We start from the raw sequence: 13803 nt of genomic DNA on the forward strand, positions 1-13803 counted from the left end.
CAGCGGCCTTCGCCTCATTCTCATGAATCCCAACGCGGCCCCTGCGGCCGACCCGAACGTGACGCTGCCCGTGAACCCGCCTTCCCATCGTGCTGTCCATGCCGCCCCCGTGGTGAGCTTCTTCGAGGGCGGCAGCGCCCTCAGCGATTTCCGGGCCCGGCAACTGCTGCCCCGGCTGCAGCCGGTCGACCCCCGCATCGAGGGCCTGAGCGCCCGCTTCGTGCATCTGGTGGTTACCGACCACGCCCTCGACTCGGCCGAGCAGGAGCGTTACGCGGCGCTGCTGGGCTACGGCGAGCCATTCACCGCACCGGCCAGGTCCGGGCCGACGGTGATCGTCACGCCGCGGCTGGGAACCGTCTCGCCCTGGGCCTCCAAGGCCACCGACATCGCCCACAACTGCGGCCTGGCGCTGCGCCGGGTCGAGCGCGTGACCGAATACCACCTGGTGCTCAAGGCGCCCTTGCTGGACAAGGCCCTGGGCAAGGCCCCCACCTTGGAAGGCGACAAGCTGGCCGCGGTGGCCGACCTGCTGCACGACCGCATGACCGAATCGGTGCTGGCCCGGATCGACCAGGCGGCCGACCTGTTCGCCGAACTGCCGCCGCAGCCGATGGCGCAGGTCGACGTGCTCGGGGGCGGGCGCACCGCACTGGTGGATGCCAACAAGCGCTTCGGCCTGGCCCTGGCCGAGGACGAGATCGACTACCTGGTCGAGGCCTTCACCCGGCTCGGGCGCAACCCGAGCGATGTCGAGCTCATGATGTTCGCGCAGGCCAACAGCGAGCACTGCCGCCACAAGATCTTCAACGCCGACTTCGTGATCGACGGCGTGGCGCAGCCGCAGAGCCTGTTCTCGATGATCCGCAACACCGAGCGCCAGAACCCGCAGCACACGGTCATCGCCTATGCCGACAACGCCTCGGTGATGGAGGGCACGCAGATCGAGCGCTTCGTGGCGGCTTCCGAATCGGGCAGCTACCGGAAGCAGGATGCGCTGAGCCACGTGCTCATGAAGGTCGAGACCCACAACCATCCGACCGCGATCTCCCCGTTTCCGGGCGCCTCGACCGGCGCCGGCGGCGAGATCCGCGACGAGGGCGCCACCGGCCGCGGCTCCAAGCCCAAGGCCGGCCTGACCGGCTTCACGGTCTCGACGCTGTGGCCCGCCGACGGCAGCTACGGCAAGCCCGGCCATATCGCGAGCCCGCTGCAGATCATGACCGAGGGCCCGCTCGGCGGCGCCGCCTTCAACAACGAGTTCGGCCGGCCCAACCTGCTGGGCTACTTCCGCGAATACGAACAGGCGATCGAAAGCGATCAGGGCACGGTGCAGCGCGGCTACCACAAGCCGATCATGATCGCCGGCGGCCTCGGCAGCATCGATGCCGGCCAGACGAAGAAGATCCGCTTTCCGGCCGGCGCGCTGCTGATCCAGCTCGGCGGACCGGGCATGCGCATCGGCATGGGCGGCAGTGCCGCGAGCTCGATGGCGACCGGCGCCAACGCGGCCGAGCTCGACTTCGACTCGGTCCAGCGCGGCAACCCCGAGATCGAGCGCCGGGCACAGGAAGTCATCAACCACTGCTGGCAGCAGGGCGATGCCAATCCGATCCTGGCGATCCACGACGTCGGTGCCGGCGGCCTGAGCAACGCCTTCCCCGAGCTCACGAACGACGCCGGCCGCGGCGCGCGCTTCGACCTGCGGGCGGTGCCGCTCGAGGAGTCGGGCATGGCGCCGAAGGAGATCTGGTGCAACGAGAGCCAGGAGCGCTATGTGCTGGCGATCGCGCCGGAGTCGCTCGCGCAGTTCCAGGCCTTCTGCGAGCGCGAGCGCTGCCCGTTCTCCGTCGTCGGCGTCGCGACCGAAGAACGCCAGCTGCGGGTGGTCGACGAGGGCGTCGAGGCGCAGCCGGTCGACATGCCGATGGACGTGCTGCTGGGCAAGCCGCCCAAGATGCTGCGCGACGTCAAGACCGTGGCCCGCCGCTTCAAGCCGCTGGACCTCAACGGCGTCGACCTGCAGAAGGCCGCGATCGAGGTGCTCTCGCACCCGACCGTGGCGTCCAAGCGCTTCCTGATCACGATCGGCGACCGCACCGTGGGGGGCTTGAGCCACCGCGACCAGATGGTCGGCCCCTGGCAGGTGCCGGTGGCCGACTGCGCCGTCACGCTGGCCGACTACAAGGGCTTCGCGGGCGAAGCGATGAGCATGGGCGAGCGCACGCCGCTGGCCGCGATCGACGCGCCGGCCTCGGGCCGCATGGCCGTGGGCGAGGCCATCACCAACCTGCTGGCGGCGCCGATCGAGCTGTCGCGCGTCAAGCTGTCGGCCAACTGGATGGCCGCCTGCGGCGAGCCCGGCGAGGATGCGGCGCTGTACGAGACCGTGAAGGCCGTGGGGCTTGAACTGTGCCCGGCGCTGGGCATCTCGATCCCGGTCGGCAAGGATTCCCTGTCGATGCGCACCCAGTGGCAGGACGAGGGCGTGCAGAAGAAGGTGACGTCGCCCGTGAGCCTGATCGTGACCGCCTTCGCCACGCTGGCCGACGTGCGCGGCACGCTGACGCCGCAGCTCGATGCCGAAGATCCCGACAGCACGCTGGTGCTGGTCGACCTCGGCCGCGGCAAGCTGCGCATGGCCGGCAGCATCCTGGCGCAGACGCTAGGGCAGAGCGGCGACACGGTGCCCGACCTCGACGACCCGCAGGACCTGGTGAAACTGGTCGCCGCCGTCAATGCGCTGCGGGCCGAGGGCAGGATCCTCGCGCTGCACGACCGCAGCGACGGCGGCCTGTTCGCCGCCGCCTGCGAGATGGCCTTTGCCGGCCATGTGGGCGTCGCGCTCAACGTCGACCTGCTGGTCACCGAAGGCGACGGCATCAGCGACAGCCGCGCCGAATACGGCGACGCCAAGAACTGGGCCGGCCAGGTCAGCGCCCGGCGCGAGGAACTCACGCTCAAGGCGCTCTTCAACGAAGAGCTGGGCCTGCTGCTGCAGGTGCGCACCGCCGAGCGCAACGAGGTCATGCAGACCTTGCGCGCGCATGGCCTGAGCGCCCACAGCCATTTCGTCGGCAAGACCCGTCCGGCCAGCTCGACCGTCGACGCCGGGAAGGGCAAGGTCGAAATCTGGCGCGACGCCAAGGCCGTCTTCAGCGCCCAGCTCGCCGACCTGCACCAGGTCTGGGATTCGGTCAGCTGGAAGATCTGCCGCGAGCGCGACAACCCCGACTGCGCCGATGCCGAACATGCGGCGGCCGGCGACCGCCAAGACCCGGGCGCCCACGTGCTGCTGGCGCCCGGCGCGACCGACAACGTCGCCGCGCCGTTCCTGAACCTCGCCCGGCCCAGGGTCGCGATCCTGCGCGAGCAGGGCGTCAATTCGCATGTCGAGATGGCCTACGCCTTCACCGAGGCCGGCTTCGAGGCCTTCGACGTCCACATGACCGACCTGCAGACCGGCAGGGCGGACCTGGCCGACTTCAAGGGCGTGGTCGCCTGCGGCGGCTTCAGCTATGGCGACACGCTGGGTGCCGGCATCGGCTGGGCCCGCAGCATCACCTTCAATCCGAGGCTGGCCGAACAGTTCAAGGGCTTCTTCGGCCGCGCCGACACCTTCGGCCTGGGCGTCTGCAACGGCTGCCAGATGTTCGCCGAGTTGGCCGACATCATCCCGGGCGCCGAAGCCTGGCCGCGCTTCACGACCAACCAGAGTGAGCGTTTCGAGGCCCGCCTGTCGATGGTCGAAGTGCTCGATTCGCCCAGCCTGTTCTTCGCCGGCATGGCGGGCAGCCGGATGCCGATCGCGGTGGCGCACGGCGAGGGCTACGCCAACTTCAAGCATCGCGGCGACCCGGCCCGCGCGATCGCCGCGATGCGCTTCGTCGACAACCACGGCCAGGCGACCGAGCGTTATCCGTTCAATCCGAACGGCAGCGCCGGCGGCCTGACGTCGGTGACCACCGCCGATGGCCGTTTCACGGCGCTGATGCCGCACCCTGAGCGGGTGTTCCGCAACATCCAGATGAGCTGGACCTCGGGCAACAAAAGCGAACTCAGCCCGTGGATGCGGATCTGGCGCAACGCGCGCAAGTGGGTGGGCTGAGCCCGATGCGGCGACGCTCGGTGCTGGGCGCAGGCACCCTCATGGGGGGCGCGCTGCTGGGCACGTCACCATTGTCCGGTGCGGCCGAAGCTTTCGGCTCGCTGAAGAAATCGCCGCGCATGCCGGTGCTCTTTGTCGGCCACGGCAGCCCGATGAACGCCATCGGCGACAACGCCTACCGCAAGAGCTGGCAGGCACTCGGCGCCGAGTTCGGCGCGCGCTATCCCAGGCCGCAACTCATCCTCTGTATCTCGGCGCACTGGCTCACGCGCGAAGGCTGGTTTCTGACGGGGATGGCCAAACCCAGGACCATTCATGACTTCGGCGGCTTCCCGCAGGACCTGTTCGACCAGCAGTATCCGGCTCCCGGCGCGCCGGATGCCGCGCTGGCGATTGCGCAAGGCGTGCGCCAGCCATTGAGCGGAGCGCCGCTGGGGCTCGACGCCGCGGAATGGGGCTTCGACCACGGCACCTGGTCCGTGCTCAAGCCCATGTTCCCGCGGGCCGACATCCCGGTGGTGCAGCTCAGCATGGACTACAGCCGCCCGCCGGCCCAGCACTACCAGCTCGGCCAGCAACTGCGGGCACTTCGCGAGCGTGGCGTGCTGATCGTCGGCAGCGGCAACATCGTGCACAACCTGCGCGTCACCCGCCGCGACGCGACGGCTCGCCAGGCCTACGACTGGGCGATCGAGTTCGACCGGATCGTCGGTGACCAATTGAAGAACGGGCAGCTGGCGGCGCTTGCGGATTTCCGCGACCGGGGTCCGATCGCTGCCCAGGCACATCCGACCCATGACCATTACCTGCCGCTGCTCTACGCGGCTGGCGCGGTCGACGCCAGGGAAGCGCCGCGCTTCTTCAATGCCGACTTCCAGTCGGCGTCGATCTCGATGCGTTCCGTCGTCTGGGGCTAGACGCAAAAAGGGCCGGCGAATGCCCGGCCCTCTTCGTGAAACACCGCGGAACCGGCTTTGCCGGGCCGCAGGTGTTGCCCCCAGCAGGGGGGTGGGCGGCTACACGAAGTGAGCCAACCTGGGGGGTTACTCCACCTTCGCCTTCGCCCGCAGGTCGTCCTGGTACTTCTGCAGGCGCTGCTGTTGCAGCTGCTGCGTGATCTGCGGCTTGACTTCCTCGAGCTTCGGCAGCTGTGCCTGGCGGATGTCGTCGACCCGGATGATGTGGTAGCCGAACTGCGACTTGACCGGCGCGGCCGTGGTCTCGCCCTTCTTGAGCTTGATCATCGCTTCCGAGAACTCGGGCACGAAGCTCGCGGGCGCAGCCCAGTCGAGGTCGCCGCCGTTGGCGCCCGAACCCGGGTCCTTGCTCTGCTTCTTCGCGATGTCCTCGAACTTGGCGCCCTTCTTGAGGTCGGCCAGGATCTTGTTGGCCTGGTCCTCGGTCTCGACCAGGATGTGGCGGGCCTTGAATTCCTTGCCGCTGTTGGCGGCAACGAACTTGTCGTACTCGGCCTGGACGTCGGCGTCGGTCACCGCGTGGGTCTTGCGGTAGTTCTCGAACAGCTGGCGGATCAGGATCGCCTGGCGCGCGAGTTCGAGCTGGTTCTTGTAGTCGTCGGTGGCGTCGAGGCCCTGCTTCTGCGCCTCCTGCATGAAGATCTCGCGCGCGATCACTTCCTCGCGCAACTGGCCCTGCATCTCGGGCGTCACCGGCCGGCCGGCCGCGGCCAGCTGCTGGGCCAGCACGTCCATGCGCGCCTTGGGCACAGCCTTGCCATTCACGATGGCGGCGTTCTGCGCCAGGGCGGCGAACGGAATGGCGCCGACCAGGGTAGCGACCGCGACGGCCTTCAGGATGTTTGTCTTCATAGGGGGAGGGGTGTTGTTCGCCGCACGACCGTGCGGGGGAGGTGATTCGACGCCTTAAAGCGTCTCGATGGCAAGCGCGTGGAGGCCCTGTGCGATGAAAAGTTGCAGCGCATCATACACAAGCCGATGGCGCGCCACGCGGGGCTTGCCGGCGAACAGCGGCGAGGCGATGCGGACCCGGAAATGGGTGCCGTAGCCCTCGGCGCCGGCACCCGCATGGCCGGCATGGGCGGCGCTCTCGTCGATGACTTCGAGTTCGGTCGGCTGCAGCACCTCGCGCAGCCGCAGCTCCAGGTCCCGGGCGGTAGGAAGGCTCATGCTGCAGGCTTGTCCGACTTGAGATGGGGCGAGATGTAGAGCCCCTGAGCGATCAGGAACACGATCGGGAAGACGTAGCCCCAGAGCTTGAAGTTGACCCAGGCCTCGGTCGTGAAGTAGGCCGCGACGTAGCCGTTGAGGACCGCCATGAAAAGGCAGTAGCCGATCCAGGCGACATTGAGCCGGCCCCAGACCAGGGTCGGCAACTCCAGCTGCGCACCCAGCAGCATCCTGAGGAAGTTCTTCTTGAAGCCCCACAGCGCGACCGCGAGCGCGATCGCCATGGCGCCATAGAGCACGGTCGGCTTCCACTTGATGAAGCGGTCGTCGTGCAGCACCAGCGTCAGCGAGCCGAACAGCAGGATCAGCACCAGCGTGGCCTTCTGCATCGGCAGCAGGCGGCGCTCCATGAACCAGATGATCGCCATCTGCAGTGCGGTCGCGGCCATCAGCACGCCGGTGGCCGTGTAGATGTCGTAGAACTTGAAGGCACCGAAGAACAGCAGGATCGGGAAGAAGTCGAGAAAGAGTTTCATGGTCGGGTTCAGTCGGTCTCGCGCTTGTGGAAATCCAGCGAGGCCGAATTCATGCAGTAGCGCAATCCGGTTTCGGTCGGGCCGTCGGGGAACACGTGGCCCAGATGGGCGCCGCAATTGGCGCAGACGTTCTCGGTGCGCACCATGCCGTGCGAGCGGTCGACGATGTTGCGGATCGCGCCGGGCACCGCTTCCTGGGAGAAGCTGGGCCAGCCGCAGCCGGCATCGAACTTGGTGGCGGATTCGAACAGCTTGGCGCCACAGCAGATGCAATGGTAACTGCCGTCTTCCCAGTGGGCCTCGTACTTGCCGGTGAAGGGGCGCTCGGTGGCGGCATGCCGGGTGACCTCGAAGGCCCCGCGCTCGGCGCCCTTCTCGGCCAGCAGGGCTTTCCATTCGGCATCGGTTTTCTGGACGGGAGAAGTCATGATGAACAGCTGATTTCGATCGTGGAGGCCCAGTCGGGCGGGAAGCCGGCAAAGTCGTCGTGGCCGGCGTGGTCTGCAAATGGGGCTTCGAGCAGTCTCAGCAAGGTGGCGACGCCGTCGAAGTCCTTCTGCTGGGCCGCTTCGATCGCCTGCTGGGCCAGGTGGTTCCGCAACACGAACTTGGGATTGCTCCCGAGCATCCGGCCGGCAGCCTCGTCGGCCGGCGTTGTCGCACGCCGCCCGGCATACGCCTGCAGCCAGGCGTCGAAGCCCGCGCGGTCGATGAACAGGTCGCGCACCGGCTCGGGATTGTCGCCTGCCACGGCGTCGGACAGCCGGCGCCAGAAGATCGTGTAGTCGACCTTCTCCTGCGCCAGCAGCTGGAGCACGCCCTCGATCAGCGCCCGGTCGCCGTCAGCGGCCTCGGCGAGACCGAGCTTGCTCCGCATGCGGGCTTCGAAGGCGTTCGGGAACACGGTCTTGTACGACTCCAGCGCCGCGACCGCGAGCTCCTGGTCGCCGATCAGCGGCAGCAGCGCCTGCGCCAGGCAGAACAGGTTCCAGTAGGCGACGTTGGGCTGCTGGTTGAAGGCGTAGCGGCCGGCCGTGTCGCTGTGGTTGCAGATGTGGCGCGGGTCGAAGCCGTCGAGGAACTGGAACGGCCCGTAGTCGATCGTGAGGCCGAGGATGCTCATGTTGTCGGTGTTCATCACGCCATGGCAGAAGCCGATGGCCTGCCATTGCGCGAGCAGGGCGGCGGTGCGCTCGCTGACCGCCTCGAGCAGCGCGGCATAGGCATTGCCGTTGAAACGCGATGTCGTGCGGCAGGCCGGGTAGTAACGGTCGATGACGTAGTCGGCCAGGGCGCGCAGTTCGTCGTCGCGCTGGTTGGCGGCGAAATGCTCGAAATGGCCGAAGCGGATGAAGCTGGGCGCGACCCGCGTCACGACGGCGGCGGTTTCGAGCTCCTCGCGCCGCACCCGGGCATCGGAGCCGGTCACGCACAGGGCCCGCGTGGTCGGTATGCCCAGCCCGTGCATCGCCTCGCTGCAGAGGAACTCGCGAATGCTGGAGCGCAGCACGGCGCGGCCGTCGCCCATTCGGGAGTAGGGCGTCATGCCGGAACCCTTGAGCTGCACTTCCTGGCCGCCGGCGGTTTCTCCGAGCAGGATGGCGCGGCCGTCGCCGAGCTGGCCGGCCCAGACGCCGAACTGGTGGCCGCTGTAGACGCTGGCCAGTGGGCGGCTGCCGGCGATTGGCAGATTGCCGGTAAAGGCGGCCAGGCCTTCGTCGGAATGCAGCCACGAGGCGTCCAGGCCGAGCTCGCGCGCCTGGCGCTCGCTGCGGCCGACCCAGTAGGGATCGGGCAAAGGGCGGGGCTGGAGTTCGGTGTAGAAGGCGGGGCCCAGCGCCGAAAAGCCCGGGGCCCAGCGCAGACCCAGGTCGACCAGGTCCGCTTCGTCTGCAAGCATGCTCATGGGGGGATTGTCCCGCAGCGGGCGAGACCCCGGGCCGCAGGGGCCATCCGATGCCTGACAGGCGGAACTCAGAGTCCGGCCGGCACCGTCGTCCCCGGCACCTCGCCGCTCTCCCACAACTGCGCCCGGTACTGCGCCGGCGGCAGCCCGAACCAGCGCTTGCAGGCGCGAAAGAAGTTGCTGCTGTCGACGAAGCCGAGCAGGTCGGCGACATCGGTGAGGGTGTGGCGCCGGTCGGCCAGGTACTTCTGCGCCAGTTCGCGGCGGGTCTGGTCGAGCAGGGCCTGGTAGGAGCTCGACTCGGCCTGCAGGCGGCGCTGCAAGGTGCGCTCCGCGACGCCGAGGCCGGTCGCCACATCCTGGCGCCGCGGCTCGCCGCCGGGCAGCCGGCGAATGATCTCGGTGCAGACCCGGCGGCTCATGGTGCTGTCGGCCAGCTGGGTCAGTTGCTCGTCGAGCAGGCGCTCGTGCAAGGCCGCCAGCGCCGGATGCTGCGTGGGGATCGGTGCGCGCATGTCGGCGCCGGCCAGCAGCAGCCGGTTGGACTCGGCGCCGAAGCGCAGCGGGGCGCCGAAGGCCGCGCGATGTGGCGCGTCGTTGGGCGGCGGTGCGAAGACGAACTCGGCCGCCAGCGGCCGCAGTTCGCGCCGCGTGAGCCAGCCGCACAGCATCAGCATGGTCAGCATTCCGTACTCGACGCGCTGGCGCGGCACCGGCTGGCGGTTGCCGACATGGCCGATCACCAGCCAGTGGCCGCGGGCATCGGCCTCGAGCTCGAAGGTGGCGGCGTCCGAGATCACCGCCAGGTAGCGCGCCAGGCGCTCGAGGCCGGCCAGCAGGTTCGGGCTGCAGGTCAACGCGTGGCCCAGCGTGTCGAAGTTGCCGTGGCGCGCGGCGAGTTCGCGCGCCAGTCCGAGCGTCGACTTGCCGGAGCGGGTCACGGCCAGCCGCCAGAGCTGGCTGATGTCGTCGGCCGGGAAGCGGGCTTCGGGCCGATCGAGCCTGGCGGCGTCGAAGCCGCTGTCGCGCAACAGGGCCGGCACGTCCAGGCCTTCGGCCGCGAACATGTCGAGCACGCCGCGCAGCCAGGAGCCCGAGCTGGTGCGCGTCGGGGCGGCGGACGGGGCAGGGTGCAGGAAATCGGGCGTTTGCGTTTCTGAAGTCACTGGTTTGGCGCGCTTGCGATAGCGGGCATGGAAGGGGTCGTTCCTAGAATTTTCCAGGGCTGCGAAGAACCAGCGAAGTATCGAGGCCAGCCCTGCCAGAACGCATTCCGAATAACCCGATGAGGAGACAAGACATGAGCATGACAGCCCGGAAATGGGGCGCGGGAGTGGTGCTACTGTGCACCATGATCACAGCCTGCGGCGGATCATCCGATCCCTCTTTCCCTCTGACGCCGCCCGCGGCCGGCAATCCCCCGGCCGCACCGCCCGTGGCGGCCGTGCCGCAGACGCCGGCGCAGGATCCGCCGACGCTGCGCCAGACCGCCCAGGGCAAGGTCGACGGCGTCGACGACAGTGCCCGCTCGGGCACCTGGTGGTGGAAGGGCCTGCCGTTCGCCCAGCCGCCGGTCGGCACGCTGCGCTGGCGCGCCCCGGCCGAGCCCGAAGCCTGGACCGATGTGCGGCCGGCCAAGCAATTCGGCAATCCCTGCCTGCAGATCGGCCGCATCTACGGCCCGGGCGCCAACAACACCTACGACGCCACGATCGCCGGCACGCTGAACACGCCGGTGGGCAACGAGGACTGCCTGACGCTCAACATCTGGCGTCCGTCGACGCCCGACGAGAAGCTGCCGGTGATGCTGTTCATCCACGGCGGCAGCAACATCTCGGGCTTTACCGCCGACCCGGTCTACGACGGCGCGAACCTGGCGAAGAAGGCCAACGCGGTGGTCGTCACGGCCAATTACCGCCTGGGCGTGCTCGGCTTCCTGAATGTGCCGCAACTGCACGTCGGCGGCAGCGAGGGCGACGACTCCGGCAACTTCGCGCTGCTCGACAACCTGGCGGCGCTGCGCTACATCCAGAAGAACATCGCGGGCTTCGGCGGCGATGCAGGCAATGTCACGGTGATGGGACAGTCGGCCGGCGCGATCAATTTGCTGGCGCTGATGGCTTCGCCGATGGCCAAGGGCCTGTTCCACAAGGCGATGCCGCTGTCGGGCGGCATCTCGCTGGCGAGCAACCTGCCGGCCGGCACCCTGCCGACGCTGAGCCCGGCTTCGACCTACCTCAAGCAAGGCAACGGCTTGCTGCAGAACCTGCTGGTGGCGGACGGCAAGGCGGCCGACCTCGCGGGCGCAGCGACCTACGCCGCCGGCCTGAGCAACGCGCAGGTGGCCGACTACCTGCGCGGCAAGGACGCCAAGACCATTCTCGGCACGGTGCTGGCCAAGGGCCTGACGGGCTCCGGCCCGATTCCCGACGGCGCGGTGCTGCCGGTCGATCCGATCGCGGCGATCGCGGCCGGTCAGTACCTGAAGGTGCCGACGGTGGTGGGTATGACGCGCGACGAGGGCAAGCTGTTCACGCCGTTCCTGCCGCTGGTCGGCGGCCCCAAGGTCGGTTTCAAGATCGACGATGCGACGCGCTTCACGATGATGCAGAACTTCAATCCGGACGCGGCCCCCACGCTGACCTCTGCCGACATCATCGATCCGGTCTACCTGCCGGTGACGACGGCGGTCACGGGCTACGACGCCATGACCGCGCGGATCACCAATGCCTTCATGGTGCCGAGCCGCAACAACCTGCTCGACACGATGAAGACCCAGCAGTCGAACGTCTGGCACTACCAGTTCGACTGGGCGCAGCAGCCGGCGCCGTGGAACGAGGTCTATGGCGCCGCGCACGCCTTCGACCTGGGCTTCGTGTTCGGCAACTTCGGCCCGTCGCTGTTCTCGAACGCGACCAATAGCGCGGCCAATCGGCCAGGCCGGGTGGCGTTGTCGGAAGCGATGATGGGCAGCATCGCCGCCTTCATGCGCAATGGCGATCCGAACACCGGCGCGCTGGGCACCACCTGGGCGCCCTGGCCGTCGAAGCTGAAGTTCGACGCGACGCAGACCGCGTTGCAGATCACGACGCAGTGAGTCGACGCCTGACGCGGTGGGGACAGCGTATCGAGGACTGCGTCCAGCAGCAGCTTTCTCGATCGCTCCCTTCGGGTGCTCTCGGTGCGCTTGCGTTCGGGAGCAGAATCCGCCGCGGTCACGCGAATGCTTTTGGCTTTTTGGGCCGCGCAGTGCGGGTTTCTGTCATTGTGCGCGGGGCCGAAGATTGCGTGAATCGTCGTTGTCCGCAAAATTATTGAAGTCTATTTGAAGGAGCCTGTAGATGCTGGGTTTGATGCAAGACCAACCGCTTTTGATTTCGTCGCTGATCGAATTCGTGGAGCGCCACCATGGCGATGCCGAAATCGTCTCGCGCCGGGTCGAGGGGGATCTCCATCGCACGACGTGGGGACGGATTGCGGCACGTTCGCGACAGGTCGCCAATGCGCTGGACGACGAGAAGCTGCAGTTCAGCGACCGCGTCGCGACGCTGGCCTGGAACGGCTATCGCCACCTGGAGCTGTACTACGGCGTCAGCGGCAGCGGGCGTGTGCTGCACACGATCAATCCGCGCCTGCACCCGGACCAGATCGCCTGGATCGCCAACCATGCCGAAGACCAGATCCTGTGCTTCGACCTCTCGTTCCTGCCGCTGGTGCAGGCGGTCCACGCCAAGTGCACCACGATCCGAAAATGGATTGCACTGTGCGATGCCGACAAGCTGCCGGCGGACAGCGGCGTGCCCAACCTGGTGAGCTACGAGACCTGGATGGGACAACGCTCCGAGGTGTACCCATGGCCGAGCTTCGACGAGAACTCGGCCTCCAGCATGTGCTACACGAGCGGCACCACGGGCAACCCCAAGGCCGCGCTCTACAGCCACCGCTCGACGCTGCTGCACGCCTATGCCGCGGCCTTGCCGGACGTCATGTGCATCTCGGCGCGCGACTCGGTGCTGCCGGTGGTGCCGATGTTCCACGTCAACGCCTGGGGCATCCCGTATTCGGCCGCGCTGGTCGGCGCCAAGCTGGTGTTTCCGGGGCCAGCGCTCGACGGCAAATCGGTCTACGAGCTGATCGAAGCCGAGAAGGTCACTTTTGCCGCCGGCGTGCCCACCGTCTGGCAGATGCTGTTGGGGCACCTGCAGGCCAACGGCCTGAAGTTCTCGACCCTGAAGCGCACGGTGATCGGCGGCTCGGCCTGCCCGCCGGCCATGATCGACGCCTTCCAGCAGCACTACGGCGTGGACGTCCTGCATGCCTGGGGCATGACCGAGATGTCGCCGCTGGGCACCTTGTGCACCCTCAAGAACAAGCACCTCGTGCAGACGCCCGAGCAGCAGACCGCCATCCGCATGAAGCAGGGCCGCGCGATCTTCGGCGTCGACATGAAGATCGTCGACGGCAACGGCGAGGAGCTGCCCTGGGACGGCAAGGCCCCTGGCGACCTGCTGGTCAAGGGACCATGGGTGGTCAAGGAGTACTTCAAGGCCGAGGGCGGTGACCCGCTGGTTCCCGATACGCAGGGCCGCGGCTGGTTCCCGACCGGCGACGTTGCCACCATCGATGCCGACGGCTTCCTGCAGATCACCGACCGCAGCAAGGACGTGATCAAGTCGGGCGGCGAATGGATCAGCTCGATCGACATCGAGAACATCGCGGTCGCGCATCCGGCGATCGCGATGGCGGCCTGCATCGGCGTCGCCCATCCCAAGTGGGACGAGCGCCCGATCGTCGTGGTGGTGAAGAAACCCGGCGCCGAGGTCACGCGCGACGAGCTGCTCGCCTTCTACCAGGGCAAGACGGCCAAGTGGCAGATCCCGGACGACGCGGTGTTCGTGGAAGCGATTCCGATCGGCGCCACCGGCAAGATCCTCAAGACCCGTTTGCGCGAACAACTGCGCGACTACAAGCTGCCGGGGGTCTGAAACGAGAAAAATCCTACCGCTGAGTAGCAACAACCGAAGGCGCGCTGTCGCATGGGTGATAAAAACCGCCCCGGCAGCGTCTTCCTTACGGGCATTCCCTGACGGGCAGGTCCCCAAAGAC

10 protein-coding genes are annotated in these 13803 nt (G+C 67.9%); 4 read left to right on the top strand and 6 right to left on the bottom strand.

The features are described 5' to 3' along the window. Nucleotides 1-22: 22 nt before the first annotated feature. Both purL and ygiD read left to right on the top strand, forming a co-directional pair. A complete protein-coding gene (purL, locus tag AC1DYK_RS01120) occupies nucleotides 23-4108 on the top strand; it encodes a phosphoribosylformylglycinamidine synthase (RefSeq protein ID WP_478164582.1) in 4086 nt (1361 codons plus the stop codon). 41 nt (nucleotides 4109-4149) lie between these two features. Continuing rightward, the gene (ygiD, locus tag AC1DYK_RS01125) at nucleotides 4150-5025 is read left to right on the top strand and encodes a 4,5-DOPA-extradiol-dioxygenase (protein WP_478164659.1); all 876 of its coding nucleotides are present in this window, start codon (nucleotides 4150-4152) and stop codon (nucleotides 5023-5025) included. A 126-nt stretch (nucleotides 5026-5151) separates the two neighbouring features. On the opposite strand, the gene AC1DYK_RS01130 is transcribed toward ygiD, so the two are convergent. The 6 genes from AC1DYK_RS01130 to AC1DYK_RS01155 form a co-directional block, all read right to left on the bottom strand. Next, nucleotides 5152-5937 (bottom strand): foldase protein PrsA, encoded by a 786-nt coding sequence (locus AC1DYK_RS01130; RefSeq protein ID WP_478164583.1) that lies wholly within the window; start codon nucleotides 5935-5937, stop codon nucleotides 5152-5154. 54 nt (nucleotides 5938-5991) lie between these two features. Continuing rightward, a complete protein-coding gene (locus tag AC1DYK_RS01135; protein ID WP_478156724.1) occupies nucleotides 5992-6255 on the bottom strand; it encodes a BolA family protein in 264 nt (87 codons plus the stop codon). Next, nucleotides 6252-6791 carry a septation protein A gene (locus tag AC1DYK_RS01140; protein ID WP_478164584.1) on the bottom strand — a complete coding sequence of 180 codons (540 nt, stop codon included), beginning with the start codon at nucleotides 6789-6791 and terminating at the stop codon, nucleotides 6252-6254. The genes AC1DYK_RS01135 and AC1DYK_RS01140 overlap by 4 nt, the downstream gene beginning before the upstream one ends. Nucleotides 6792-6799: 8 nt before the next feature. Further along, the gene (gene msrB, locus AC1DYK_RS01145) at nucleotides 6800-7219 is read right to left on the bottom strand and encodes a peptide-methionine (R)-S-oxide reductase MsrB (RefSeq protein ID WP_478164585.1); all 420 of its coding nucleotides are present in this window, start codon (nucleotides 7217-7219) and stop codon (nucleotides 6800-6802) included. Next, complete coding sequence (locus AC1DYK_RS01150) at nucleotides 7216-8697, bottom strand: protein adenylyltransferase SelO (RefSeq protein WP_478164586.1); 1482 nt, start codon at nucleotides 8695-8697, stop codon at nucleotides 7216-7218. Before AC1DYK_RS01150 ends, msrB begins: the two co-directional genes overlap by 4 nt. A gap of 68 nt (nucleotides 8698-8765) precedes the next feature. After that, on the bottom strand, nucleotides 8766-9764 hold the full coding sequence (locus tag AC1DYK_RS01155) for an AraC family transcriptional regulator (RefSeq protein ID WP_478164660.1): 999 nt from the start codon (nucleotides 9762-9764) through the stop codon (nucleotides 8766-8768). 233 nt (nucleotides 9765-9997) lie between these two features. Here AC1DYK_RS01155 and AC1DYK_RS01160 point away from each other — a divergent pair, with 233 nt between their 5' ends. Then, nucleotides 9998-11794: a carboxylesterase/lipase family protein gene (locus tag AC1DYK_RS01160; RefSeq protein WP_478164587.1), complete on the top strand. Its 1797-nt coding sequence runs from the start codon at nucleotides 9998-10000 to the stop codon at nucleotides 11792-11794. Nucleotides 11795-12038: 244 nt separating this feature from the next. Beyond that, nucleotides 12039-13682, top strand: coding sequence for a 3-(methylthio)propionyl-CoA ligase (locus tag AC1DYK_RS01165; protein ID WP_478164588.1), 1644 nt, complete (start codon nucleotides 12039-12041; stop codon nucleotides 13680-13682). The last annotated feature ends 121 nt before the right edge of the window (nucleotides 13683-13803 follow it).

The sequence above is a fragment of the Variovorax sp. P2_H12 genome (assembly GCF_056403395.1).

Coding starts and splice junctions, on each gene's coding strand:
- purL (WP_478164582.1), top strand. CDS start 23: ATGAATCCCAACGCGGCCCCTGCGGCCGACCCGAACGTGACGCTGCCC.
- ygiD (WP_478164659.1), top strand. CDS start 4,150: ATGGGGGGCGCGCTGCTGGGCACGTCACCATTGTCCGGTGCGGCCGAA.
- AC1DYK_RS01130 (WP_478164583.1), bottom strand. CDS start 5,937: ATGAAGACAAACATCCTGAAGGCCGTCGCGGTCGCTACCCTGGTCGGC.
- AC1DYK_RS01135 (WP_478156724.1), bottom strand. CDS start 6,255: ATGAGCCTTCCTACCGCCCGGGACCTGGAGCTGCGGCTGCGCGAGGTG.
- AC1DYK_RS01140 (WP_478164584.1), bottom strand. CDS start 6,791: ATGAAACTCTTTCTCGACTTCTTCCCGATCCTGCTGTTCTTCGGTGCC.
- msrB (WP_478164585.1), bottom strand. CDS start 7,219: ATGACTTCTCCCGTCCAGAAAACCGATGCCGAATGGAAAGCCCTGCTG.
- AC1DYK_RS01150 (WP_478164586.1), bottom strand. CDS start 8,697: ATGAGCATGCTTGCAGACGAAGCGGACCTGGTCGACCTGGGTCTGCGC.
- AC1DYK_RS01155 (WP_478164660.1), bottom strand. CDS start 9,764: ATGTTCGCGGCCGAAGGCCTGGACGTGCCGGCCCTGTTGCGCGACAGC.
- AC1DYK_RS01160 (WP_478164587.1), top strand. CDS start 9,998: ATGAGCATGACAGCCCGGAAATGGGGCGCGGGAGTGGTGCTACTGTGC.
- AC1DYK_RS01165 (WP_478164588.1), top strand. CDS start 12,039: ATGCTGGGTTTGATGCAAGACCAACCGCTTTTGATTTCGTCGCTGATC.